Annotated in this window: 15 protein-coding genes; 8 read left to right on the top strand and 7 right to left on the bottom strand. The window is 65.8% G+C overall.

All coding sequences use genetic code 11. The annotated features are described in order from the left end of the window. Nucleotides 1–9: 9 nt before the first annotated feature. The 6 genes from LIW09_RS12470 to LIW09_RS12495 form a co-directional block, all read right to left on the bottom strand. Entirely contained in the window at nt 10–3645 is a 3636-nt protein-coding gene (locus tag LIW09_RS12470; protein WP_425507939.1) for an indolepyruvate ferredoxin oxidoreductase family protein, read from the bottom strand. Nucleotides 3646–3897: 252 nt separating this feature from the next. Beyond that, complete coding sequence (locus tag LIW09_RS12475; RefSeq protein ID WP_256645920.1) at nt 3898–5538, bottom strand: M4 family metallopeptidase; 1641 nt, start codon at nt 5536–5538, stop codon at nt 3898–3900. Between the two features lie 19 nt (nt 5539–5557). Further along, on the bottom strand, nt 5558–6145 hold the full coding sequence (locus LIW09_RS12480; RefSeq protein WP_256645921.1) for a hypothetical protein: 588 nt from the start codon (nt 6143–6145) through the stop codon (nt 5558–5560). After that, nucleotides 6142–6594: an EF-hand domain-containing protein gene (locus tag LIW09_RS12485; RefSeq protein ID WP_256645922.1), complete on the bottom strand. Its 453-nt coding sequence runs from the start codon at nt 6592–6594 to the stop codon at nt 6142–6144. Before LIW09_RS12485 ends, LIW09_RS12480 begins: the two co-directional genes overlap by 4 nt. Beyond that, a complete protein-coding gene (locus LIW09_RS12490; protein ID WP_256645923.1) occupies nt 6591–7814 on the bottom strand; it encodes a TIGR03032 family protein in 1224 nt (407 codons plus the stop codon). Before LIW09_RS12490 ends, LIW09_RS12485 begins: the two co-directional genes overlap by 4 nt. A gap of 65 nt (nt 7815–7879) precedes the next feature. Beyond that, the gene (locus LIW09_RS12495) at nt 7880–15844 is read right to left on the bottom strand and encodes a hypothetical protein (RefSeq protein WP_256645924.1); all 7965 of its coding nucleotides are present in this window, start codon (nt 15842–15844) and stop codon (nt 7880–7882) included. A gap of 370 nt (nt 15845–16214) precedes the next feature. Here LIW09_RS12495 and LIW09_RS12500 point away from each other — a divergent pair, with 370 nt between their 5' ends. The 6 genes from LIW09_RS12500 (at nt 16215) to LIW09_RS12525 (ending at nt 22290) form a co-directional block, all read left to right on the top strand. Further along, nucleotides 16215–16739: a c-type cytochrome gene (locus tag LIW09_RS12500; protein ID WP_256645925.1), complete on the top strand. Its 525-nt coding sequence runs from the start codon at nt 16215–16217 to the stop codon at nt 16737–16739. A gap of 100 nt (nt 16740–16839) precedes the next feature. Next, nucleotides 16840–17514: an alpha/beta hydrolase gene (locus tag LIW09_RS12505; protein WP_256645926.1), complete on the top strand. Its 675-nt coding sequence runs from the start codon at nt 16840–16842 to the stop codon at nt 17512–17514. Further along, nucleotides 17511–18611, top strand: a complete 1101-nt coding sequence (gene zapE / locus LIW09_RS12510; protein ID WP_256645927.1) for a cell division protein ZapE — start codon at nt 17511–17513, stop codon at nt 18609–18611. Before LIW09_RS12505 ends, zapE begins: the two co-directional genes overlap by 4 nt. Then, on the top strand, nt 18608–19432 hold the full coding sequence (gene queF, locus LIW09_RS12515) for an NADPH-dependent 7-cyano-7-deazaguanine reductase QueF (RefSeq protein ID WP_256645928.1): 825 nt from the start codon (nt 18608–18610) through the stop codon (nt 19430–19432). The genes zapE and queF overlap by 4 nt, the downstream gene beginning before the upstream one ends. Nucleotides 19433–19466: 34 nt before the next feature. Then, nucleotides 19467–19955: a hypothetical protein gene (locus tag LIW09_RS12520; RefSeq protein ID WP_256645929.1), complete on the top strand. Its 489-nt coding sequence runs from the start codon at nt 19467–19469 to the stop codon at nt 19953–19955. Nucleotides 19956–20073: 118 nt separating this feature from the next. After that, nucleotides 20074–22290: an NADP-dependent isocitrate dehydrogenase gene (locus LIW09_RS12525; RefSeq protein ID WP_256645930.1), complete on the top strand. Its 2217-nt coding sequence runs from the start codon at nt 20074–20076 to the stop codon at nt 22288–22290. 146 nt (nt 22291–22436) lie between these two features. Here the strand turns inward: LIW09_RS12525 and LIW09_RS12530 are convergent, their stop codons facing one another. Next, nucleotides 22437–22913, bottom strand: coding sequence for a PA2169 family four-helix-bundle protein (locus LIW09_RS12530; protein WP_256645931.1), 477 nt, complete (start codon nt 22911–22913; stop codon nt 22437–22439). A 232-nt stretch (nt 22914–23145) separates the two neighbouring features. Here LIW09_RS12530 and LIW09_RS12535 point away from each other — a divergent pair, with 232 nt between their 5' ends. Together LIW09_RS12535 and LIW09_RS12540 are read left to right on the top strand one after the other, a co-directional pair. Further along, the gene (locus LIW09_RS12535) at nt 23146–23988 is read left to right on the top strand and encodes a class I SAM-dependent methyltransferase (RefSeq protein WP_425507894.1); all 843 of its coding nucleotides are present in this window, start codon (nt 23146–23148) and stop codon (nt 23986–23988) included. Between the two features lie 10 nt (nt 23989–23998). Then, nucleotides 23999–24541 (top strand): pseudouridine synthase, encoded by a 543-nt coding sequence (locus tag LIW09_RS12540; protein WP_256645933.1) that lies wholly within the window; start codon nt 23999–24001, stop codon nt 24539–24541. The last annotated feature ends 31 nt before the right edge of the window (nt 24542–24572 follow it).

A 24572-nucleotide genomic window follows, 5' to 3' on the forward strand; every position in this document is an offset into this window, starting at 1 on the left:
GCCGCCGGCTCACCCCGCCTGCACGATCCGCAGCGGGTTGTCCCACTCCTTCAGCAACTCGGCCAGACGTGCGCGCGCCTTGTGCAGGTGCGCGTCCTTGACGTGGCCAAAGCCGCGGATGTGCTCCGGAATGCTGGCGATCTGCGCGGCCAGGTCCACGTTGCCGGCATCCAGTTTGTCCAACAGCGCGGTCACGGTTCGCACGTATTCCCCGATCAGGGCGCGTTCGCCGCGACGCTCGGCGGTATAGCCGAACACGTCCAGCGGCGTACCGCGCAAGCGGCGCAGCTTGGCCAGTACGCGGAATGCGGTGAACACCCACGGGCCGTATTCCTTCTTCTGCAGCTGGCCCTGCGCATTCTTTCTCGCCAGCAGCGGCGGGGCGAGATGGAAGTGCAGTTTGTAATCGCCTTCGAACTGCGCTTGCAGCGTCCTGCGGAAATCGCCGCTGGTGTAGAGGCGGGCCACTTCGTATTCGTCCTTGTAGGCCATCAGCTTGAAGAAGTAGCGCGCCACCGCTTCCGACAGATCGGTGCTGCCCGGCGCCCGGGTCGCTTCCACGGCGCGCACCTTCGCCACGAAATCACGGTAGCGCCGGGCATAGCGCGCGCTCTGGTATTGGGTAAGGAATGCCACGCGGCGCGCGATGACTTCATCCAGTGAACGCGACAAGCGCGCATCATCCAGCGCGGCGAACGCGGCTTCGCCCGCATCCGATGCCGGTACGTGGCGCAGCTCATCCTCGCTGCGCAAGGCCACGGCGTGCGGGTTGAGGCCGGACTCGGCCGCTTCGTTGGCGGTGGCGCCCAGCAGCGGCAACACATGGCCGGCACGCTCGGCCGCCGTGGGCAGGTTGCGCACGATGCCGGCGGCATCCAGCACTGCCAGCATGTCCACCACCGCCAACCGGCCCCACGCGAACGCGGTCTTGTTCATCTCCACCGCCGCGCCGTTGAGCTCGATCGCCCGCAGCAGCGCATCCAGCGAGATCGGCACCAATCCCTGCTGCCAGGCATAGCCCAGCATGAACAGATTGGCCGCGATGGCATCGCCCATCAGCGCTGTCGCAATTTGGGTGGCGTCGATCTGCAGCGGCATGTCGCCGCCCAATGCCGTCGCCACCGCCTTGACGATGTCGGCCGCCGGGAACTCCATGTCCGGGCGCGTGGTGAACGTGCCCGGCATCGCCTGATAGGTATTCAGCACCACGGTGCTGCGCTGCGGGCGGATCTTGGACAGGGTCCAGTAGTCGTTGACCACCACCATGTCGCAGCCCAGCACCAGGTCCGCTTCCCCGGCGGCGATGCGCACGGCGTGGATGTCGTCCGGCGTCTTCGCGATGCGGATGTGGGTGGTGACCGCGCCGCCTTTCTGCGCCAGCCCGGTCTGGTCGAGCACGCTGGAACCCTTGCCTTCCAGATGCCCCGCCATGCCCAGCAAGGCACCGATCGTCACCACGCCGGTGCCGCCGACGCCGGTGATCAGGATGTTCCACGGCTGCGCCAGGTCGCTGACGATGCGCGGTGCCGGCAACGCGGCCAGGCGCGCACTGGCGTCGATTTTCCTGCCCTTGCGCGGCTTGCCGCCATGCACGGTGACGAAGCTGGGGCAGAAGCCCTCGACGCAGGAATAATCCTTGTTGCAATTGCTCTGGTCGATCTCGCGCTTGCGCCCGTATTCGGTGTCCTTGGGCAGCACGCTGACGCAGAAGCTCTTCGCACCGCAGTCGCCGCAACCTTCGCAGACCAGTGAATTCACCAGCACGCGCTTTTGCGGATCGACGATCTTGCCGCGCTTGCGGCGGCGGCGCTTTTCGGTGGCGCAGGTCTGGTCATAGATCAGGATGGACGTGCCCTTCACCTCGCGCAGCCTCTTCTGCACGGCGTCCAGGTCGCGGCGGTCATGGAAGCTCACGCCATTCGGGAAGATCGACGGGTCGGTCCACTTGTCGATGTCGTCGGACACCAGCGCGATGGTCTGCACGCCCTCGGCGCGCATCTGGTGGGCGATCTGCGGCACCGACAGCGTGCCGTCCACCGGCTGGCCGCCGGTCATCGCCACCGCGTCGTTGTAGAGGATCTTGTAGGTGATGTTGACGCCGACGGCGATGGCCTGGCGGATCGCCAGCGAGCCGCTGTGGAAATAGGTGCCGTCGCCGAGGTTCTGGAAGATGTGCGGCGTGTCGGTGAACGCCGCCTGGCCGGCCCACGTCACGCCTTCGCCGCCCATGTGGGTGAAAGTGTCGGTGCTGCGGTCCATCCACGTGACCATGTAGTGGCAGCCGATGCCGGCCTGCGCGCGGCTGCCTTCCGGCACCTTGGTTGACGTGTTGTGCGGGCAGCCGGAGCAGTAGTGCGGCACCCGCGGGAAGTTCGCGCGCGGCAGCGCCAGCTCGCCCTCCTTGTGCTCGATCCACTGCAGCACGTCGCGGATGTGCTGGCTGTCGTGGAAGCGCTGCACGCGCGCGGCGATCACGCTGGCGATGCGCGCCGGAGTCAGCTCGCCGGTGGACGGCAGGATCCACGTGCCGGTTTCGTCGTATTTGCCGACGATGGATGGCCGCTGGCCCTCGAAGTTGTAGAACAGCTCCTTCATCTGCGACTCGATGAAGGCGTGCTTTTCCTCGACCACCAGAATGTCTTGCAGCCCGCTGGCGAAGGCGCGAATGCCCTGCGGCTCCAACGGCCAGGTCATGCCGACCTTGTACACGCGGATGCCGAGGTCGCGGCAACTGGCCTCGTCCAGACCCAGGTACTCCAGGGCTTGCAGCACGTCCAGATGACTCTTTCCGGTGGTGACGATGCCGAGCCGCGCATCGGGCGAGTCGATGACCACGCGGTCGATGCGATTGGCACGTGCAAACGCCTGCGCCGCCTTTACCGCATACCGGTGCAGGCGCATTTCCTGCTCCAACGGCGGATCCGGCCAGCGGATGTTGAGCCCGCCCGGCGGCATCTCGAACTCGTCGTCGCCCGGCAGCACGATCTGCAGCGCATGTGGATCCACCTGCACCGAGGCCGAGGACTCCACCGTTTCGGCAATCGTCTTGAAACCCACCCAGCGCCCGGTGTAGCGGCTCATCGCCCAGCCCAGCAGGCCCATGTCGAGGATGTCCTGCACGCCGGCCGGGTTCAGCACCGGCATCATCGCGCTGACGAACTCGTGCTCGCTGCCGTGCGGCAGCGTGGAGCTGCGGCAGTTGTGGTCGTCGGCGGCCAGTGCCAGCACGCCGCCGTGTTTCGACGTGCCCGCCGCATTGGCATGCTTGAAGACGTCGCCGCAGCGATCCACGCCCGGCCCCTTGCCGTACCACATGCCGAACACGCCATCGTGCCTGGCGCCCGGGAACAGGCCTGGCTGCTGGGTGCCCCAGACCATCGTCGCACCCAGATCCTCGTTGAGGCCGGGGGTGAACTTCACCGACGCGCCTTCCAGATACGTCTTCGCCCGCCATAGCTCGAGGTCAAATCCACCCAGCGGGCTGCCCCGGTACCCGCTGACAAAGCCGGCGGTGTCCAGGCCCGCGCGCTCATCGCGCAGCTTCTGCATCAGCGGCAGCCGCACCAGCGCCTGCACGCCAGACAGGTAGATCCGGCCCTCGACGCGCCGGTACTTGTCCTCCAGCGTGTAGTCGGCGTCCAGCACGTCGTGGGTGAGCAGGGCCTTGGCGGATTCGGGTGAAGACAGTTCGGCGGTAGAGGTCATGTGGACTCCGATTACAGCGAAAACGCCGCCAGGCGGCGGCGTTCGAGCAAAGACTCGACATTTTAGCAGGCCGGCCGAACGGCCTTCCGCGACTCAGGAGCCAACCCGTCAGCACCGCGCCGATGGCCTGGAATCCCGCCACGAAAAACGGCCCGCTTGCGCGGGCCGTTCGTCGTCACGCGAGGGCGGTCATCAGATCGCCGGAACAACGCTCACGGCAGCCCATGCTGCATTCACCGCGTTGTACTGCGCGGAACCCGCACCGTACAGGTCCGTGGCGGCGCTGAGGGTTGCGGTGCGCGCGGCCGCGTAGTTGGTGCTGGAGGTCATGTACACCGTCAGCGCGCGGTACCAGATCGCGCCAGCGGCGGTGCGGCCGATCCCGGTCAGGGCGGTATTGCCGTTGCACACCAGCGACGCCGGGGTCAGGTTGGCCCAGGTACCGGCACCAAACCCGGCCGGCACCACCGCGCCTTCCGCCAGCAGGTAGTAGAAGTGGTTGGCCACGCCCGAGCTGTAGTGCACGTCGAGACTTCCGATGCTGCCGGTGTAGCAATCCGGCGAGCGGCCGTCCAGGCTGGGCTTGAACATCCAGCGGATCGCCTTGCTCATGTCGGCGTTGTTCGGGAACAGCTTCTCGCCCATCACGTAGTTGGGCGCATTGTTCGGGTTGTTGGCGTAGTACTCGACCATCGTGCCGAAGATGTCCGAGTTGGCTTCGTTCAGGCCACCGGATTCACCGCTGTACACCAGCTTGGCCGTGCGGCTGGTCACGCCATGCGACATTTCGTGACCGGCCACGTCCATCGCCACCAGCGGCAGGATGCTGGCACCGTTGTCGCCATCGCCGAAGGTCATGCAGAAGCACGAATCGCTCCAGAACGCATTCTGGTAGTTGCGGCCGTAATGCACGCGGCTGATGGCGCCCACGCCATCGTTGGCGATGCCGTTGCGACCATGCTGGGTCTTGTAGTAATCCCAGGTCATGGCGATGCCGTAATGGGCATCGGCGGCCACGGTCTGCGAATTGCTGATCAGGTTGTTGCCCCAGACGTTGGTGCTGCCGCTGTACACCGCACCCATGCCGGAGGTCTTCATCGACATGTTGTGGGTGGCACCGCCGCCGCGAGTCATGTCCACCATCTGGTAGCTGCTGCCGCACTTGGTGGTGTTCAGCACCACGTCACCCACGGCCATGGTCTTGCCGGTACCCGCAACCGAGGTGGCGCCGACGCAGCTGCCGCTGCCGCCCGGACCGGGCTTGGCGGTCTGCACGCTGTCCCACTGGTTCAGGATGCGACCATTGGTCGCGTCCACGAAGTAATGCATTTCGGTGGGGGTCTGGTCGGCCTTGATGCCGTTGAAGGTGACTTCATGCGCCAGCACCGGGGCGGTGCCCAGCGCGTAGATCACCATGCGCGAGCTGGGCGCACCGATGAACTTGCTGCCGAAATGGGCGCCGGCCGCCACGATGGCCTGGTCACGGCGCAGCTGCGGGCGCAGGCCCGGGCGTGCGGCGGTGGTCAGGGTTTCGCTGGTCCCCGCCAGCTTGCCATTGCGCGAATGCACGACAACGTCGCCGCCGATCATCGGCAGGCCGTTGTAGGTACGGTCGAAGCGCACGTGCTCGGTGCCATTGGCATCGACGATCACGTCGCGGGCGACGAACGCATCGGCGGCGGCGCGACGCACCAGCGACGCGTGGTTGCCGAGCAGGGCATCGGCGCGGGCAATCGCCGCAGACTTCGACGGCGCCGCCGCTTGGGCCGGGGCCGCAGCGAGGGCCAGCGTGGACGCAATAGCAAGAGACAACAGGCTAGCTTGTACTTTCATGGCGCGTTCTCCGTGATGATCAGGCTCGGCCATCGCCGTGCCGAGTTGGGTTGGGGCGGGTTTGTTGCGGGATGGCACGACGCCCCTTAGCCGCCAGCACCGGCCCCCTGATCGGAGCGGGCGGCAAAAGAGTGGCATTTTCAAAATACGACACGCGCAACTGCAGGCCACGCGGGGAATAACCGATGAACACGGCGTCGAAACCGGGTTCGACCGCGGCCTTGTAGGCGGCGGCAATCTTGGCGTTCTCGATTTCCAGCAGGATGCCCAGGCTTTCCGGACGCTTCAGCCCGGCGTTGAAGTCCTGCAGCACCTGCTTGCAGCGCTGGAAGAACGGCAGCTCCTGATGCTGCCCACGCAGCGGCTTGGCGAAGAACTGCCGGTAGTAGTAAGTCGGCTGGCGCAGGCGCGGCAAGATCTTCACCACGGCAGTGCCGACGCCGCACAGGGCGCCGCCCGCATCGCGCGCGATGCACACGACCTGCTGCGCGCGCTGCTCCGCTGCCGCCTCATCGACGATGGCCTTCTGCTCGCGCCAGAACGCCATCAGCTCCTGGGCAAGCTCGGGCGTGACCTGCTTCCAGACCGGGAGGATCTCGATCTTCACTTCTGCGCGCCCTTGGCTTGCGCCGCCTGCGGCGCCATCGCCTCGACCAGCTTGATGTATTCGGCGAATTCCAGCTTGCCGTTGGCATTGGCATCGAACCGCGCCAGTGGCGGCGCCGCCTTGCCGGCGTTCTTGATCAGCAGCAGATTGCCGTATTCACTGGCCTCGATGGCCCCGTCATGGTTGCCATCGATGGTCGCGAACTGCCGGCGCAGCGCCAACTGCGCCCTGGCGACGGCCTGCGCCTGTTCCCACCCGCTGCGGAACTCCACCAGCGACAACTGGCCATCGTTGTTCTTGTCCCAGGCCTTGAACATGTTGGCGGACGGATCCGCCGCAGGTGCCGCGGAATTTGCGGCCGGCGCGGCCGGCTTGGCTTGCGCGCGCAGCGCCTGTGCGGGCACCAGCACACCCAGGGCGAGCGCGGTTGTGGCGAGAATGCGGATCATGCTGCGGGCGCCTCCACCGGCAATTCGGATTCAAAGGTGATCAGGTCGCGGATTTCGTTGGTCCGCAGGCCGATCATCATCGGATGCTTCACGTTGGGCAGGAAGCTGATGTCGAAGATCTCGCTGATGTCGCCTTCGAAGCGGATCCAGTTCAGCACATCGCCATTGGTCAGCGAAATGATCTGCACGCCGCACCACGGATCGGCATCGCGCTTGCTCAGTTCGTCATCCAGCTGCAAGCCTTCGAAGCGCTGGTTGCGCGGCTTCGACAGTCCCACCGCCGCGACGTTGCCGATGATCGACAGGCCGCGCGCGAAACCGGGCACGAAGGCGAGCGGCACGAACGCTTTTTTCTCGAAGTCCACCCAGCCCAATTGACCGGTGCCGGCGTTGAGCAGCCACAGCTTGCCGTTGTGCCAGCGCGGCGAATGCGGCATCGACAGCCCTTCGCAGACGATTTCGTCGGTGTCCATGTCGATGACCACGCCGCCATCGCGGCGCCGGTCACGCCAGCCATCGACGCTGTCGCTGCGGCAAACGGCGGTCACGTACTTGGGTTCGCCGTCAACCATCGCCAACCCATTCAGGTGGCACCGGTCTTCCGGCGCCAGCTTGCTGATGAAGTTCGGCTTCCAGATCGCCTTGAAGCTGTGCGTCTGGCTGAGTTCCGCAATGCAGGAATACTTGGTGTTGACGAAGACCACCTTGCCGTTCTTGCGGATCCCCAGCTCATGGATGTCCAGATCGCCGATGGTTTGCGCATTGCGCGGCACGTAGCACTTGTCGAACTGACCGTGGATGATCTCGTTCGGGCGCAGCACGTTCTCGAACCGCCACAGCTGGTACAAACCGCCCAGATAAATGCGCTGCGCATTGCCGACCACGCCCATCGCGCGCTCGAAGATGCGCTCGAAGAACGACACCCGGCCTTGCCGGTCGCTGCCGACCAGATAGATGCGACCGGACTGGTAGGAGGTGATCGCCAGTGACAGGCGATTCTGCCCAAGCCACCCGGCCAGGCCGCGCGAACAGCTCTTTTCCACTTTCAGCTTGGTGATGTCGCGGGGGGCCTGCGCGGCGGCTGGCGGGCTTGCGTCGGCAGCCTTGGCTGGCTCGGCTGCGGCGGCCTCGGCGGCGATCGCATCCAGCCCCGTGTCCAGCTCAGGCGTGTCCTGATTGGACTGGATATCGGCGTCTTTCTGATTGTTTTCGTTGGTCACTTGCTGTCCAGACTACGGTGTTGAAGCCATGGGCCTGGCAGGTGCCAGGCCCATGTCGTGAGGTGTTACCAGGAGAAGCGGACGTTGGCTTGGCCGCCGACGAAGCTCTTGTAAGCGCCGCCATCGGTCCAGTTGGCGCCGATGGTGAAGCCGAAGCCGCCCTTCTGCACGCCCAGGCCCAGTTCAGCCATCGCGCTGGTGCCCTGGGTGCTGGTGGTGCCGACGAAGCTGCCGACGGTGTAGCTGCTCTTGCCGTCGAACTCGTGGATGGCGGACAAGGTGCCATACGGCGTCCAACGCACATCGCCCATCTGGAAGGTCTTGTTGAGCTCCACGCCGATGCGGCCGCGCGAGAACGTGCCGCCGTGGGAAACGAAGTTCAGCAGTCCGCCCTGGAAGGCCTTGACGTCATTCACCGTGGTGCGGGTGTACTGCGCCTGCGGCACCAGGGTCATGCCGCCCAGCTGCCACTCGTAACCCGCTTCGAGGCTGTAGGCATTGGCATGTGCGCGGCTGGCCATGGTGCCGGCCGCCGACATCGTGCGGATGTCGGTCGCCATCCAGCGACCACTCAGGTCAACGTAGAAGCCGCCGGGCACGTACCAGGTCGCGTAGGCACCGAAGGTCGAGCCATCCAGGCGATTTTCGCCCACGCCACCATCGATCAGTCGCTGGCGGCTGTCGGCGTTGCCGAACGTCAGGCCGGCGTGGAAGTTGCCGGTCAGGTTGGCGTTGATGCCGACTTCATGGCCCCAGCTGGTCTGGTTGGAGTTGAAGTTGCCACCCTGGCCGAAGTTGCCGGCGGTGTGCGCCAACTGCATGTCGCCCTGCTCGGTGTAACCGCGAACGAATGCGCTCAACACCTTGCCGGCATCGCCGTAAGGATTGACGCCCAAGCGCTGGCGGAAGGTGCCGACCTGGGTGTTGAGGAAGCCAGCCGCGCCCGAAGCCGCCGACGCCGCCAGCGTGCCGCTATCGCTCAACCCGTTCACCTGCATGCTGATCGAGAACACGTCATTGGCGGTATTGGTCGCATTGATCGCACTGTTCACGCCCAGGCCCAGGGTCAGGAAGTTCGCGTTCTGGTTGTAACCGATGAACTGGCCCGCCACGAAATTGCCCGCGGCCGAAGTTCCGGTGACATTGGCGAACGACACGGTGGTGGTGGCAGTGGTCGGCATGCCCGCGAACGCCACGTTGACCGTCTGCTTGGCATTGCCGGCAACGTCGCCGTTGACCTGCAGCTGGTCGGCGGCGAGCGTGGCCAGGTTCACGTCGATGCTCATCGTGCCCGTGCCGGCCAGCGTGCCGCCCAGCGTCAGCTTGTCGGTGGTGACGCCGTTGGTGAAGTCCACCAGGCCGGTATTGCTGAACGTGCCACCGGCCGTATCGATGCTGCTGTTGCCGACGACCTTCAACGTCCCGCTGTTGTTGAACAGGTTGACTTCGCCTGCCAGCGGCAGCACCGGAATCACCGCCGGGCCCATGGTGATGGTGCCATTGGTCAGGCGGATCGTGCCGGCATTGGTGATGGTGTCATCACCGGCATCCATCGCGATCGCGCCGCCATTGATGGTGATCAGCCCGGTTGCGGCATTGGTGAGCAGGTCATTGCCGTCACCGAAGCTGGTGTAGGTGGTGCTGCCGACATCCCACAGGCCACCGGCCTTGTTGTTGAACACGTCGTTGCCTGCGTACAGGTTGATCGCGCCCAGGATCGTGCCGCTGTTGTTGATGACTTCGACGCCATCGCCGCCCACCACCGCGAAGGCGGCGCCGTCGGCGCCGTCGGCGCTGACCTTGCCGCCCGCAAGGTTGTTCAGGGTGTTGGTTCCGTACACGCCCTCGAACGCGACGCCCACCGACAAGGTAGCGCCACTGGCATGGATGATGCCGGCGTTGTTGACGGTCATGTCGCCGCTGGCACTGAGCACATGCACGCCCGCCGCCAAGTCACCATTGGTCGCTTCGATGTGGCCCGTGGACGCATTGTTGACCGTGACATCGCCATGGGCTTCGGCAACGATGCCGATGGAGACATACGGCGAGGTCGCGGAGATGCTGCCGCTGTTGTTGGCGGTAACGCTGCCCTGGCCGGACTGCACCGACATGCCGTAGGCACCGTGGTCGGCCGTGGCCGTGATGGTGCCGGAGTTGCCCGCCATGGCATCGCCCATTGCGGCGTAGCTGGTCAGGCCGATCGACATGCCGAGATCCGAATTGGCAACGATATGCCCGGCATTGCTTGCAGACGAATCGCCCTGCGCGCTGTACGCCTGGATGCCGACGGCGCCGTAGCCACCGTCAGCCGCAATGCCGCCGGCATTGGTGACTGCCACGTTGCCGTATTCCGAACGACCCTCGATGCCGATGGCAACGAAGTAGGCCGTGGCGGCAACCTGGCTGGTCGAGGCCGTGGTGACCGTGGTGCCCTGATCCGAGCGCGCCACGATACCGGTCGCAGTGTAGTAGCCGGTCGCGGTGATGTTGCCGCTGTTGGCCGCTTGCGCATACAGCCCGCGCGCAAACATGCCGTAAGCAGTGTTGCCGGCATAGCTGCCGTGGCCGCTCACCGCGGTGATGTCGCCGCTGTTGGTCACCGTCGCGGTTCCCGCATCGGCCCGCGCGAACGTGCCTACTGCCACGTCATTGGCACTGACCACGCTGATGCTGCCGCTGTTGCCGACGCCGGCATCGCCCTGCGACGCCACGCCGAACATGCCCGCGGACTGACCGTAGGCATAACCTTCGATGCTGCCCGCATTGACCATCGTCACGTCGCCCTGGGTGGCCACGCCGAACGCACCCCAACCCTTGCCCGCGTACGAGTAGAACTCGATGCTGCCGCCCTGCTGGTTGGAGACCACCAGGTCGCCGGTACCGGCCGAGGCATACACGCCGAACGCATACTTGCCGTTGGCGTACACGCTGCCGCCGTTGACCACGGTGGCGTCACCGAAGGCGCGCGCGTCAAGGCCGTAGGCGTGATAGGCGCTGGTGGCCGACACCGAGCCGTAGTTGCCCACCGCCGCGTCACCGTTGGCCGAGAACGCCGAGGCACCGATGGCCGAGTAGTACAGCATCGCCGTGTTGGTGACGGTGATGTCGCCGTGGTTCACCACCACCGCGCTGCCGGCAAACGAAACCGCGCCCAAACCGGTGCCGGCGCCTTCGGACGCCACCGTGACATCGCCCGAGTTGTTGATGCTGGTGTCGCTGTCACCCGACGCAAACACGCCGTAGGCGCCGTAGCCGTACTTGGTGCCCTGGCTGACGCTGATATTGCCGCTGTTGCTGATGCCAACCTTGCCACCGGTGCCGCTGGAGACGGCGGAGATGCCGTTGGCGCCGAAGATGGCATCGGCGGTGATGGCGCCGCTGTTGCTGACGCTGACGATGGCGTTTTCGCCGTTGCTGCTGGCATTGATGCCGGCTGCGACCTGGGTGCCGTAGTAGTAGGTGTACTGGTTGCCGCTGTTGTAGTAGCTGCTCAGGCCCGCGCCGACGACGATGTCGCCGCTGTTGGTGATCCCCAGATTGCCCTGCGACTGCACCTCGATGCCGGTGGCATAGCCGCCGCCCACCGTGATGTCGCCGGTATTGGCGACCATCGCGCCGTAGGTGCCGCCGGTGGCGTAGATGCCGAATGCCTTGCCGCCGTTGGTGCCGCCCACGGTGTTGCCGTTGTAATCGGCGACCTGCACGAAGCGCATCGTCTGGGCATTGATGTCACCGGTGTTGGAGACATGCACATAGGCCGCTCCCTGCGCCTCGATCCCCGCGCCCCAGGCATAACCCACCGCGTCGATGGCGCCGGAATTCACCACCTCGACCACCGTGCCGGAGCCGAAGATGCCGTCCGCCAGACCATCGGCGGAGTAGGCGGTCAGCGCACCCGAGTTGTGCACCGTGGCGTTGCCGTATTCGGAATAGGCGTAGAGGCCGATGGCGTTGCCGGCACCGCTGACGGACGCTGCAGTGACATCGCCGGCATTCTCGATCAACGCGTCACCGGCAATCGTGTAGGCCGAGATGCCGGTGGCCGCACCAAGCTGCGATAGCGCGGTGATGGCGCCGGAATTGTTGACCTGGGCATCACCCAGCACGCTTTCGGCGCGGATGCCGGTGGCCGAGAGGTACATGCCCACGGCAGTGATGTCGGTGGAACTGTTGACGACCGAGCCACCATAGACCGAGCTGGCGAAGATGCCCATGGCGTCGCCCAACGCCGAGGCACTGATGCTGCCGCCGGTGCTGTTGACCGTGGCGCCGTGATAGCCGCTGGCGATTGCGCCAATGGCGACGTTGTAGCCAGTAGCGCTGATGTTGCCGCTGTTGGCCACATTGGCGTAGTCACCGCGCGCCAGCACCCCGTAGGCAACCGTGCCGGCGTAGTAGCCGCCGCCGCTGGTGACGCTGATGTCACCGCTGTTGGTCACGCTGGCGGTGCCGTTGTCGGCGCGGGCGAACACGCCCAGTGCCGCGCCGTTGCCGCTGGTGATGTCGATGGTGCCGCTGCTGTCCACGGTCACGCTGCCCTGCGCAGCCACGCCGAAGGCGCCGCTCGACTGGCCATAGGCGTATCCCTGGATGGCGCCGGCGTTGGTGATGTTGACGTCACCCTGCGTGGCGTAGCCGAACACGCCCCAGCCGCGTCCCAGATAGGAACTGAAGCCGATGCTGCCAGCCGCATCATTGGTCACCGACACGTCGCCGGTACCGGACACGGCATACACGCCAAACGCGTACTTTTGGCCGTTCGCGTACAGCGAGCCGCTGTTGTTGACGGTCACGTCGCCCAGCGCCTGCGCATCCACCGCGCGCGCCTGCGCCTGGTAGATGCCCGCCGAGACGGCCGACACCGACCCGCTGTTGTCCACCGACGCCGACCCGTTGGCCGAGAACACGGTGATGCCGCTGGCGCCGAAATAGCCCTGCGCTGCGCTGGTGGCGGTAATGTCGCCTGCGTTGGTCACGCTGGCATTGCCTGCGAACGACAGCGCGGTGATGCCGCTGGCCAGGCCTTCGGAATTCACGGTGATCGCGCCGCTGTTGTTGACGACCGAATCGCCATCGGCCGAGGTCGCGATGCCGTAGGCGCCGTACCCATACTTGTTGCCTTGCGCGACAGTGATGTCACCACTGTTGTCCACGTTGACGGTACCGCCCGTGCCGCCGGAAACGGCGGAAATGCCGGTGGCACCGTAATAGCCCATCGCCGTGATGTTGCCCGTACTGGTGACCGAAACCGCGGCGGCTTCGCCGCTGCTGATGGCATTGATGCCGGTGGCGAGCGCGCTGTAGAACGTCCCGCCGTAGGTCATTCCGGCAACGATGTCGCCACTGTTGTCGATGGCGAGGTCGCCAAACGACTGGGCCTCGATGCCGGTGGCGTAGTAGCCATATGCCGCGATATTGCCGGTGTTGCCAATGGTCACGCTTTGCCCGGTGACATACAGGCCGAACGCGTGCGCACCCGCGCCTGTGGCGTTGGCGGTGATCCCGCCATCGTTCTGCACCGAGGTAGCGCCGGTGCCCTGCGCCTCGATGCCCGCTGCCCATGTGCTGCCGGTTGCGCCAATGCGGCCGGAATTGGCCACATCCACATCGGCACCGGAAACGAAGATGCCGTCGGCCAGGCCGTTGACGGATTCCGCACTGATGTCGCCGGTATTGGCGACGGACGCATTGCCCGCGGTGGAATACGCGTACAGGCCGATGGCACTGCCGTTCAACGCGTAGACCGAGAGATTGCCGTCGTTCTCGAGGCTGACGTCACCGGTGCTGCTCAGTGCCTTGATCGCGGCCGCGTTGTTGAAGGCCATTGCATAGACGTTGCCGGTGTTGACGATGCCGACATTGCCGTAGCCGCTGGCGGTGATGCCGGTGGCATTGCCCTGCTGGCTGAGCGCGCCAACCAGGCTGGCATTGTCGATGGTGACGCCACCCTGCGAGGCGCTGGCGGTAATGCCGATCGCGGTGCCATTGGCATAGGCCACGACGCTGCCGCCGGTATTGGTGACGCTGGCGCCATAGGTGGACTGCGCCACCACGCCCACGGCCACGGTATTGCCATGCACTTCGATGGTGCCGCTGTTGGCCACGTCGGCATTCGCACCGGTGGCGAACACGCCATAGGCAGCGGTGCCGGCGTAGCCGTTCACGCCGCTGATGGCATAGATGTCGCCGCTGTTGCTGATGCTCGCGTTGCCATTGGGTGCGCGCGCAAGCACGCCCATCACCTTGTTGTTGCCGCTGGCCACGTTGATGGTGCCACTGTTGTCGACGCTGACGTCACCCTGCGGGGCATTGCCCAGCACGCCATACGTCTGGGCGAAGGCATAGCCACTGATGGTGCCCGCATTGTTGACGGTCACATCGCCTTCGGTGGCGTAGGCAAATACGCCGCGGCCGCGGCCTGCGTAGGAATAGAACCCGATGTCGCCGCCGGCGTCGTTGGTGACGGTCACATCACCCGCTTCCGCGACCGCATACACGGAGATCGCCAGTGTCGCGCCGGTGGCATAGATGGAGCCGCCGTTGGTGATCGCGACATTGCCGGCGCCCGAGATCGCCTTGATGCCATCGGCACGCGCCGAGGATGCCACTGCCGTCGTTGCAGTAATGCTGCCACTGTTGTTGACCGTCACGTCGCCATAGGCTTGTGCATCAACGCCGATGGCGCGCCGCCGGGCGGTTGCGCTGACGTCGCCACTGTTGTCCACGGTAGCCGTGCCATTGCCCGAGAACACGGTGATGCCGGTGGCGCCCAAGCCCGGATTGGCGGAAGAATTCAACGTGCTGGTGGCGCTGACATTGCCGGTGTTGGTCACGTCGGCATTGCCGGCGAAGGACATCGACATCAGGCCCCAGGCCTGGCCCTTCGACGACACGCTGACATTGCCGTCGTTGTTGATCGTCGAGTCCGCATCGGCGGAGCTCAGGATGCCGTAGGCGCCGTAGCTGGTAATCGCCTTGTTCTGCACAACGACGATGTCGCCGCTGTTGTTGATGGTGATCGTGCCGCCCAGGCCGCTGGCGGTGGCGGAAATGCCGCTGGCGCCATAGACCGCTGCCGCGTGGATGTCTGCCGCGTTGTCGATGCTGACATCGGCGCCATACCCGTTGGATTCGACGTTGATGCCCCACGCCAGCGCGCTGCCGGTGGTGGTGCCGGCATCGATGCTGCCGCCCGCGTAGTTGTGGATGGCGATGTCGCCGGTGGACTGCGCATTGATGCCGGTGGCGTAGTAGCCACGCGCGGTGATGCTGCCGTCGTTGACCACGGTGACGTCGTCGCCGCTGGCGTAGATGCCGTAGGCAAGGCCGCCGCCGCCCGAGGCGCTGGCGTAGAGGCTGCCGGTGTTGGTGACCGAGGTCACGCCGGTGGCCTGCGCCTCGATGCCCGCGGCCCAGCTGTAACCGGTCGCGGTGACGGCGCCGGTATTGGTCACGGTGACGTTTGCGCCGGAAGCGAAAATGCCATCCGCCAGACCGTTGTCGGCGTCGGCAACCACGCTGGCGACGTTGGCGATGGTGACATCGCCTGCAAGCGCATAGCCGTAGATGCCAATCGCGTTGCCGTTGTCGGAGTGCACGTTGATGGCGCCAAGCGCGCCGTTGACGATGCCCACGTTGCCGCCAGTGCTGTAGCCGCTGATCGCGGTGATGTCGCCGGCGGCGGTGTCGATGATCGGGGTGTTGTTGGTGATCTGCACGTCACCGGGCTGGGTGTCGGCGATCAGCGATGCGACCAGTGGATGCACGCCACCCGGCGCCAACAGGGTATTGATGGCGGTCAGGTCGAACACCGGGGCGAAGTCGATGGCCGGGCGCTCGGTCTGCAGCGCATGCGCCATGGATACCCGATAGCCGGAGGGTGCGGCGGCGGCATTGCCGCTGACGCCGATGGCCAGCGTCAGCGCCGACACGGCCAGTGCGGAGCGCACGGCACGGGTGATGGGGGCCAACTTGATGATGCGGCGATTGCGTGCCTTGCCCGTCGTGCCGGCGTTCCTGATGTCGCTCATAAATAACCCCCAAGTCCGTTCTGAGTTTTCGTGTGACCGCCATACCCCAGGCGGCGCAGATGCTGCGACAGGGCTGCGTCACCGCAGCGCTGGCATTCAATCGAAGCAAAACCTTCCGACTGAACGGCTTATTAATGCTGTTATCGCCGCTTGACACGGGCCTTGTCAACAGTGTGACGGTTTCAACAGGTTGACCGGACCCGTGCGGCATTTCTGAATGGGCGCCACTGCGCAGACCATCGACATCGGCATGCCCCCGCAACCTGCGTCGTGGATCCCGCTGATTGGGCAAACCTCGCGTCGCCGCGCCGGTTCTGGAATAATCCGGTGCTTGGTGGCTGCACCCGGCCACGACTCATGCAGGTGCACTGTGCGGACTCACGACCTGGCTTTTCTCAAGCGCTTCTCGATGGTCATCGCTTTTCTGGCGCTGGTCGCCCTGGGCTTGATCCTGTTTGCCCGGCACCTGAACGGCAAGGTCGAGTACCCGGCTGATCCGACTGCCCAACAGAGCCTGCAGGATCGCATCGCGCCGGTTGGCGCCGTGTATGCGGGCGCAACCGGCGCCGCCGCGCAGGCGGCGGCTGTCGCGGCGACGGCAGCGGCGGCAACCGCCAACGTGCCATTCGACGGGCGCACCGACGGCGCCGAGATCTTCAACAACGGTCCCTGCACCGGCTGCCACACCGCAGGCGTGGCCGGTGCGCCGAAGCTGGATGGTGCCGGCATTGGCGCGCGCGCCGCGCAACAGGGCGTGGAAGAGTTGATCAAGAAGGCCATTTCCGGCTTTACCGGGACGGCCGGGACGATGCCGCCGAAGGGCGGCAACCCGGCTCTGACCGACGACCAGATGAAGGCCGTGGTGGAATACATGGTGGCGCAAAGCAGGAAGTAAGGCTGCGCACGATGGTCAACGAAACGCCGCCTCTGGGCGGCGTTCGCGTTTTCGGACAGCGCCAAAACTGGTTTCACGCCAACTGCGGCATCATGTGTGCATGAACGAAACGATCGCCAAGCCCGCCAACGCCGATGCGGCCCTGTTCATCCCGGGCCCCGCAGGCCAGATCGAGGCCGCGCTTGATCCCGCAGAAGCGCCGGCGCAGGGGATCCTGGCCATCGTCTGCCATCCGCTGCCCACCGAAGGCGGCACCATGCACAACAAGGTGGTGACGATGACCGCGCGCGCGCTTCGCGAGTGCGGCATCGCCACCCTGCGCTTCAATTTCCGCGGCGTCGGCCAGTCTGCCGGCGAGTTCGACCACGGCCGCGGGGAACTGCAGGACCTCCGCGCGGTGGCCACATGGGCTCGCACCCGACACCCGGGCATGGCGCTCTGGCTGGCCGGCTTCAGCTTTGGCGCCTGGGTGTCGCTGCGCGGCGCGATGACGCTGGATGCAGCCGCCCTCATCAGCATCGCGCCGCCCGTCGGACGCAGCTGGGATTTCGACGAGATCACCCCGCCCACGATGCCGTGGCTGGTGATCCAGGGCGAGGCCGATGAAATCGTGGATGCCTCCTCCGTGCGCCTCTGGCTTGAAGGGCTTCCGCAACCGCCACGGTTGGTGGAAATGCCGGACACCAGCCACTTCTTCCATCGCAAATTGATGGACCTGCGCGGCGCGCTCAAGAACGGCGTGCGCGCCTGGCTCCCCACGCCACCTGCCGAATGAGCGAAGTGCTGCTTCCTTCGCAGCGCTATGCCGATGGCGTGGCGCAGGGCAGCTGGCGTGACGATCCCGCGCAACTGGATGCCCTGCGCGCGCTGGATCGCATCCACCGCGAACTGCTGCAACCCGCGCCCGCTCGCGGCTTGCTGCAGCGCTTGTTCGGCACGCCGGCGCCGGCCGGCGTGCGGGGTTTGTACCTGTGGGGCGGCGTCGGGCGCGGCAAGACCTTCCTGATCGACCTGTTCTTCAACGGCTTGCCGATTCGCGAAAAACGCCGCACCCATTTCCACCGCTTCATGCGCGAGATCCACGAACGCCTGCGCGCGCATGCCGGCCAGCGCGATCCGCTGGCGACCATCGCACGCGAATGGCGGCGCACCCTGCGGGTGCTGGTGCTGGATGAATTCTTCGTCAGCGACATTGGCGACGCCATGTTGCTGGGGCGCCTGCTGGAGCGCCTGTTCGCCGAGGGCGTGACGCTGGTCACCACCTCCAATACCGCACCTGGCGAGCTGTACAAGGACGGCCTGCAGCGCGCGCGATTCCTGCCGGCCATCGATTTGCTGCAGACCCGGTGTGCCGTCGTCGAGTTGGTCAGCGACCATGACTACCGCCTTCGCGCACTGACCAAGTCCCCGGTCTATCGCACGCCGCTGGATGCCGAATCCGACGACTGGCTGCAACGCCGCTGGTGCGAACTGGGCGGCGACGATGCCCACCGCGACGCGGGCATCAGCATCGATGGCCGCCGCATCTGCGTGCGTGCGCGCAGCAAGGGCCTGTGCTGGTTCGACTTCCCGGCGCTGTGCGAAGGTCCGCGTGGAAATACCGATTACATCGAGATCGCCCGCGAATTCCACACCGTGCTGCTCGGTGGCATCCCGCGCTTCGATGGCAGCCGCGACGACGCCGCGCGCCGGTTCGTGAACCTGATCGACGAGCTCTACGACCGCCACGTCAATCTGGTGTGCACGGCCGCCGCCGCACCCATGGCGCTGTACGCGGGCGAGCGCCTGGCGGGCGCGTTCGAACGCACGTCGTCGCGACTGGTTGAAATGCAGTCCACCGATTACCTGGCCCTGGAGCACCGCAGCGAATGAACGCAAACACCACCGCCGGCTCCCTGCTGGGGCGCGATACCGCCTACCCGACGCAGTACGACGCCGCCCTGCTGTACCCGATTCCGCGCGCACTGGCGCGAGCGCAGCTCGGGATTGCCACGGACGCCCTGCCGTTCATCGGCCACGACCGCTGGCAGGCATTCGAGCTGTCGTGGCTGGATGCGCGCGGCAAGCCGCACGTCGCCACCGCCACCCTGCATGTGCCTGCGGCGTCGCCGAACCTGATCGAATCCAAATCGCTGAAGCTCTATCTCAATTCCTTCAATGCCAGCCGCTTCGACGATGCCGATGCGGTGCGCGCGCTGGTCGAGGCGGACTTGACCCGAGCCGCGAGCGCTCCGGTCACGCTGGCGTTCGGCCTGCCAGCCGTTGCCCCGGCTGGCACCGGCGGCACCTGCATCGATGAGCTCGACACCGCCATCGACAACTTCGGCCCACCCGACGCCACGCTGCTGCACGCGACTGCGGCAGAAGTGGTGGAAGAAACACTGTGCAGCGCACTGCTGAAGTCCAATTGCCCGGTCACCGGCCAACCCGATTGGGCGGATGTGACAATCGCCTATCGTGGCCCGCGCATCGACCGCGCCGGCCTGCTGCGCTATCTGGTCAGCTTCCGCGACCACGCGGAATTCCACGAACAATGCGTGGAACGCATCTTCATCGACATCCTCGCGCGCTGCGCGCCGCAGCGGCTGTCCGTGCATGCGCGCTACACCCGGCGCGGCGGGCTGGACATCAATCCCTGGCGGGCCACGCCGGGCCACACGCCGCCCACTGCGCTGCGCAGCCCGCGTCAATAGCGCGCCGCACCGGACAACGGTGAAGGAGGCCCTGATGAAGTTCAATCGCATGCACGTGACCCTGCTGGCCATCGCGCTTGGCAACGTCGCCCTCGTCGGTTGCACAAGGAAAGGCGAGGTCGCGCCGATGCAAGCAGTCACCAGCAACTCCTTGCCCGCAACACCTGCGCCAATGGTCGCCGCCGCGTCGGTCAGCGCGGTTGATCTGGGCAATGCGCTGGGCCCGGATAGGCACGTGGCCGCGCCAATGGTGACCTTCGCGCCGAACGACACGATCTACGCCGCGATCAGCACCGCCACCCGCGACCCCGCCGCGTCGGTGCCCGGCAAGCTCGGCGTGAAATGGACGCACGTCGACAGCAACCAGACCGTGAAGCAGGAAAGCCGCGACGTCATCTTCACCAGCACCGGCGTGACCGGCTTCCAGATCAGCAAACCGGATGGTTGGCCACCCGGCAGGTACAAGGTCGAAGTGTCGCAAGACGGCACCGTAGTGCAGACCCGCGAATTCGACGTTCGTTGACTCTTGCAACATGCATCAGGGACGCTGCGCCCGCTATGCTCCGAGTAACGCATCGCCGTTTTGCCCAGACCGGCTGCGCGCGCGACAATGGCGACTTCCTCCGCGAACCCGAGCCGCCATGTCCAAGATCCTCTACACCCTGACCGACGAAGCGCCGTTCCTCGCCACCGCCTCGTTTCTGCCGATCGTGCAGGCCTATGCGAAAACCGCCGGGGTGGCGGTGGAGACGCGCGACATCTCGCTGGCGGCGCGGATCCTGGCGCAGTTCCCGGAGCTGCCGGGCGAGCGCGCGGTGGCGGACGACCTGCGCGAGCTGGGCGAGCTGGCCAAGACGCCGGACGCCAACATCATCAAGCTGCCGAACATCAGCGCCTCGATCCCGCAGCTGAAGGCGGCCATCGCCGAACTGCAGGCCGGCGGCCATGCATTGCCGGATTACCCGGACGCGCCGCAGGGCGAACGCGAGAAAGAGATCCGCGCACGCTACGACCGGGTCAAGGGCAGCGCGGTGAACCCGGTGCTGCGCGAAGGCAATTCCGACCGGCGCGCGCCGAAGGCGGTGAAGGCCTATGCGAGGAAGCATCCGCACCGGATGGGCAAGTGGGACGCCGCTTCGAAGTCGCACGTGGCGCACATGGACGCCGGCGATTTCTATGGCAGCGAGCAGAGCTACACGATGGTCAACGCCGGCCCGGTGCGGATCGAATACACCAGCGTGACCGGCAGCAGCTTCCCGCTGCGCGGGCCGGTGACGCTGCTGGCCGGCGAGATGATCGACGCCTCGGTGCTCAGCGCCGCCGCGCTGGCCGAGTTCATCGACGCGCAGATCAATGATGCCAAGGCGCAGGACGTGCTGTTCTCGCTGCACCTGAAAGCCACCATGATGAAGGTCAGCGACCCGATCATGTTCGGCATCGCGGTGTCGCGCTTCTACGCACCGGTGCTGGAAAAGCATCCGCGCACGCTGGCCGAAATCGGTTTTGACCCCAACAACGGCATCGGCGACCTGTACGCCAAGCTGGGCCAGCTGGCGGAGGCCGAGCGCAACGCGATCGAGGCCGAGATCAAGGCGCTGTACGCGCAGCGCCCGGGCCTGGCGATGGTCAATTCCGACAAGGGCATCACCAATCTGCACGTGCCGTCCGACGTGATCGTGGATGCCTCGATGCCGGCGATGATCCGCGACAGCGGCCGCATGTGGAACGCCAGCGGCGAGCTGCAGGACACCAAGGCGGTGATCCCGGACCGCTGCTACGCCGGCATCTACCAGGTGGTGATCGACGACTGCAGGGAACACGGCGCGTTCGACCCGGCAACCATGGGCAGCGTGCCCAACGTCGGCCTGATGGCGCAGGCGGCCGAGGAATACGGCAGCCACGACAAGACCTTCAAGATCAGCGGCGACGGCGTGGTGCGGGTGATCGACGAGCACGGCACGGTGCTGCTGCAGCACCCAGTCAAGGCCGGCGACATCTGGCGCATGTGCCAGACCAAGGACGCGCCGATCCGCGACTGGGTCAAGCTGGCGGTCAGCCGCGCGCGCCTGTCGAATACCCCGGTGGTGTTCTGGCTGGATCCGCAGCGCGACCACGACCGCGGCCTGATCGCCAAGGTCGCCGCCTACCTCAACGACCACGACATTTCCGGCCTCGACATCCGCATCCTGTCGCCGGTGGAAGCGATGAAGTTCTCGCTCAAGCGTATCCGCGAAGGCCTGGACACCATCAGCGCTACCGGCAATGTCTTGCGCGACTACCTGACCGACCTGTTCCCGATCATGGAGCTGGGCACCAGCGCGAAGATGCTGTCGATCGTGCCGCTGATGAACGGCGGCGGCCTGTTCGAGACCGGCGCCGGCGGCAGTGCGCCCAAGCACGTGCAACAGTTCGTGGAGGAGGACTACCTGCGCTGGGATTCGCTGGGCGAGTTCCTGGCGCTGGCCGCCTCGTTCGAGCACCTGGCCAACACCACCGGCAACGCGCGCGCGCAGGTGCTGGCGGATGCGCTGGACGCGGCGAACGCGAAGTTCCTCGACAACGACCGCTCGCCGGGCCGCAAGCTGGGCACCATTGACAATCGCGGCAGCCATTTCTACCTGGCGATGTATTGGGCGCAGGCGCTGGCCGAACAAACGGCGGATCGCGAGCTGGCTGCCCTGTTTGCGCAACTGGCCAAGGCGCTGGCCGACGATGAAGCCACGATCGTCGCCGAGCTCGCCGCCGTGCAGGGCAAGCCGGTGGACATCGGCGGCTATTACCTGCCGGACATGGGCAAACTCGCCAGCGCAATGCGCCCCAGCGCGACCTTCAACGCGGCGCTCGCCCAACTGGGTTGAGCGTCGAGGCACACCGCCCGCGTCGGTGGTTGCCGCTGGACAAACGAACGGCCCGCATTGCGGGCCGTTCGTTTTCAAACACCCATCACGCCTGCCCGGTCACCGGCACTGACGCCGGCCAACAGCACAGGCAAACGCGTGGGCCGTCAGTGGGCAGCCTGCATGTTCCATTTGCGGTCGCGCATGGTGTCGTGCTGGCTGCGGATGGCCGGCAGGTACTGATTCACGCTCTGCTTGACCGCCGATGGCACGTCGTCATCCGCAACCACTTCGCTGAATGCCTTCATCAGCCGATCCTCGCTGGCCTCGAGCTGGCTGACATAGTTGTAGTTCTTGTCGCCGAACTGGCTGCGCACTTCGCCATACAGCTTGTCCCAGGCGCCACGCGCGGTACCGCTGTCTGCAGGCTTGGCGCCTTCCGCACGCACCTCCTGGCTCATGGCACCCACCAGCCCCTGCTTGGAGCTCGCCATTTCGCCGAACAGCGACTTCAGCGCCGGGTTCGGCACGGCCTTGGCCGCATCGGTATAGAACGTGGCGCTGTCGCGGGTGATCTGGATCAGGTCGTTGAGGGTATCGATCTTTTCGGTGCGGATGGTCTCGAGATTGGTCTTGGTGTTCATGGTGATTCCTTCTACCGGATCATCAACGGCGCTTCGGAAATTCGGGGCGCCATTTCAATGATGTGATGCGTCGAACACGGCTGGCAGTGGAACCGTGCCTGCTGCTGCCCGACCCCTGCAATGTCGCACCTCCATTGTTAATGTTGCGTGTATTTACTTGATTTTCAAGGAAATTTTACTTCTCGGCGCGCCACGCGCCGCTGCGGTGCGCTACCCTGCGATCCCCACGTTGATGGAACCCGAGATGCAGCGAGCTCCCCTTTTCCTGGCGTTGATCCTGTCTGCCTGCGCATGCGCATCCACGGCGCCATCCCACTCCGATGACAACGCCGTGCAAGCGGCATCCACCGCTGCCTTGCAGGCTGCGATACATGCGCCCGGTCGCAGTGCAGCCAACCGCGCGCGCGACGGCTACCGGCATCCCTTGCAGACGCTGCAATTCTTTGGCGTGCAGCCCAACCAGACCGTCATCGAAATCACTCCCGGCGGCGGCTGGTACAGCGAACTCCTGGCGCCTTATCTGAATGCCAGTGGCCAGTACATCGCTGCCGTGCCGGCTGCCGCCGCCGGCAGTGCCGGCGCGCGCCGCAACGCGGCGTTTCGCGACACGCTGGCCGCCAACCCGGCCAGCGCCAAGGCCACGCTGGTGGCGTTGGATGCAAAATCGCCCATGCTTGCCGCAGGCACGGCAGACGTGGTGTTGACCTTCCGCAACGCGCACAACTGGGTTGCGGCAGGCAATGCCGATGCCTATTTCCGTGCGTTCTTCACCGCGCTCAAGCCTGGCGGCGTGCTTGGCGTGGTGGATCATCGCGCCAGGCCCGGCACCGATCTGGACACCATGAAAACCTCGGGCTACCTGACCGAAGCGCTGGTGACCGGATACGCCACGGCTGCCGGCTTCGTGCTGGAAGCCAGCAGCGAACTCAACGCAAATCCGAAGGACGACGCCCATCATCCAAACGGCGTGTGGACGCTGCCGCCGGTCAATCAACACGACGCAGCAGACGACGCCACGTACCAAGCGATCGGCGAAAGCGACCGGATGACGCTGCGCTTTCGCAAACCCGCGTGATGCGCGCCGCGTGCTGATCGCCCTCAACAAACCCTATGGCGTGCTGTGCCAATTCACCGACCGCAGCACACCGCCGCGACGCACGCTGGCGGAATTCGGCCTGCCGGGGGATGTGTATCCGGCAGGCCGCCTGGACTTCGATTCCGAAGGCCTGTTGCTGCTGACCGATGACGGGCGGCTTGCGCACCGCCTCACCGATCCCGGGCACAAGCAGGCGAAGACCTATTGGGTGCAGGTGGAAGGCAGGCCGGATGCGGCGCAGCTGCAGGCGCTGGCCGATGGCGTGCTGCTCAACGATGGCCCGACCTTGCCGGCGCAGGCACGCCTGATGGATCCACCACCACTTTGGCCGCGCGATCCACCGGTGCGCTTCCGCAAGACCGTGCCGGATGCCTGGCTGGAGCTGACCCTGCGCGAAGGCCGTAATCGTCAGGTCAGGCGGATGACGGCAACCGTGGGCCTGCCCACCCTGCGGCTGGTGCGGGCCACAGTGGGTGGATACGCATTGAACGACTTGCAGCCCGCGCAATGGCGGGAAATCGCGGCGGCCTGAAGCCCGCCGCAACGCTATTCGCGGGCGCAGG

This window comes from Thermomonas paludicola, assembly GCF_024498955.1.
GTDB lineage: Bacteria > Pseudomonadota > Gammaproteobacteria > Xanthomonadales > Xanthomonadaceae > Thermomonas > Thermomonas paludicola.